Annotated in this window: 1 protein-coding gene and 1 pseudogene; one reads left to right on the forward strand and one right to left on the reverse strand. The window is 62.1% G+C overall.

The genetic code is table 11. The annotated features are described in order from the left end of the window. Positions 1–433, reverse strand: a pseudogene (locus tag WAN02_RS27160) (hypothetical protein); the annotation flags it as partial. A 67-nt stretch (positions 434–500) separates the two neighbouring features. Here WAN02_RS27160 and tnpC point away from each other — a divergent pair. Continuing rightward, on the forward strand, positions 501–1,931 hold the full coding sequence (gene tnpC / locus WAN02_RS27165) for an IS66 family transposase (protein WP_422268233.1): 1,431 nt from the start codon (positions 501–503) through the stop codon (positions 1,929–1,931). The last annotated feature ends 84 nt before the right edge of the window (positions 1,932–2,015 follow it).

Here is a 2,015-nt window from a genome sequence, read left to right on the forward strand (position 1 = left end):
CAATTTTCGGGTTGTCGAAGAGCCACTGTCGTGTAGCGCCGCCGAAGTAGCAGCATGCGCGCACGAGCGAACGCCGAAGCGAGCTCGCGCTCAGGTCGATCACGAGCTCAGCCCACATCGCGCGCGAGTAGGCCAGGACGATGACGAAGACCCAGAGCTGTCGCGTGCAGCCCTCGACCAGAATCTTGCCGACATAACCCCAGTCGATCTGGGCCTGCTCGGCAATGAGCGGCTCGGTGCGAAGGAAGACTTCCGTCTTCGGTGCCGGACGCACGAGCTGGACGTATCGTCGCACCGTGCGCACACTGCCCTCGTAACCGCGCTCCTCGAGCATGTCGTGAAGGCGCGTGGAGCGCAACCGCGGATACTGCGTCAGCGTTTCGGCGACGAAGGTCTCGAGTACCCGTTCACGCCGTTTCTGGCTCGATGCCATATGTGATCATATGTGATCATATGTGAAAGAGATCGACACGACGGCTGAGGTATGCTGAAGGTGGGATGTGGCCGACCCCCGTGACGAAGAGATTGCCGAGCTTCGCCGGCAGCTTGCGGAGCGTGACGCCATTATCGCGGACCTGCGCGCGGACTTGGCGGAGTTGAAGGAAAAATTGGGCAAGTCGTCGAAGAACTCGTCCAAACCGCCGTCGAGCGATCGCCCAGGCGCGAAGGCACGACCGAAGAAACGGTCGTCGGGACGTAAACCGGGTGGACAGCCGGGGCACAAGAGGCATCATCGCGAACTGGTGCTTGTGGAGGAGGTCGACACGGTCGTCGCCTGCATTCCGAAGAAGTGCGAGGATTGCGCGGGGGTCTTGCGCGGCCAAGACCCCGAGCCCCACCGGCATCAGGTTTTCGATTTACCGCCGGTTAGGCCGGTGGTTACCGAGTACCAGCAGCATGCGCTTGACTGTGGCCAGTGCGGTCATCGGACCGTGGGAGGGTTGCCGGCAGGCGTCCCCTCGCGAACGTTCGGACCGACGGTGGACGCGACCATTGCCATCCTGATGGGCGTGTACCGGCTGACCAAGCGTCAGGTGCCCGATTTGATGCGCGACTTCTTTGGATTGCGGATGTCGGTCGGCGCCGTGATCGGATGCCAGCAGGCCGCAAGCGCTGCCATTGCCGAACCGGTGGCAGAAGCCCGGGCTCACGTTAAAGTGCAAGCTGTCAAGCACGCGGACGAAACCGGTTGGCGAGAAGGCATCCGAAGGTCAAAGGCCTGGCTCTGGGCCGTGGTCACGCAGCACGTGGTTATATTCATGATCCACGCGCAACGCAACGCCCAGGCGGCCAAGGAACTGCTTGGCGATTGGCATGGCGTGCTCGTGTCCGACCGATATAGTGGCTACCACTGGTGGCCGGATTGCCGCCGGCAGTTCTGCTGGGCCCATCTCAAGCGAGACATTCAGGCCATCACGGAGCGAGGGGCTGATTCGGCGCGCCTCGGAAAGGCCATGCTCGAGGAGGTCGCGAGGATGTTCTCCTGGTGGCACCGGGTTCGCGATGGCACGCTGGCCCGCTCGACCTTCCGTGTATACATGCGCACGGTCCAACAGCGTTTCGAGACGTTGCTCGCCGACGGGACAACGGTGTCACATTCGAAGACGAGCGCGACGTGCGCCCAGCTGCTCAAACACCGACACGCCCTTTGGACCTTCGTCTACATCGAAGGTGTTGAGCCGACGAACAATGACGCCGAACAGGTGGTTCGCCATGGAGTCATCATGCGGAAGATCAGCTATGGCACGCACTCCGCAGCCGGAAGCCGATTTATCGAACGCATGCTGACTGTCCACGGTACCCTCCGCCGACAGCAACGTAGCGTTCTCGACTTCATGCGGACTGCCTGTAATGCCGCCCTTGCGCATCATCCCGCTCCATCGCTTCTTCCGATTGAAGCGCAAGAAGACGATCTACGTCGTGCTGCGTAGGCCGTGAACGGGTACCTCCCTCCACACACGCGGGGTCGGTCGTGTCAGGCGGCGGCGACGGGCGCATAGGAAATGGTAAGCCCC

Origin of the sequence: Mycobacterium sp. (genome assembly GCF_049281135.1) — a bacterium.
In the GTDB taxonomy this organism is placed as follows: domain Bacteria; phylum Actinomycetota; class Actinomycetes; order Mycobacteriales; family Mycobacteriaceae; genus Mycobacterium.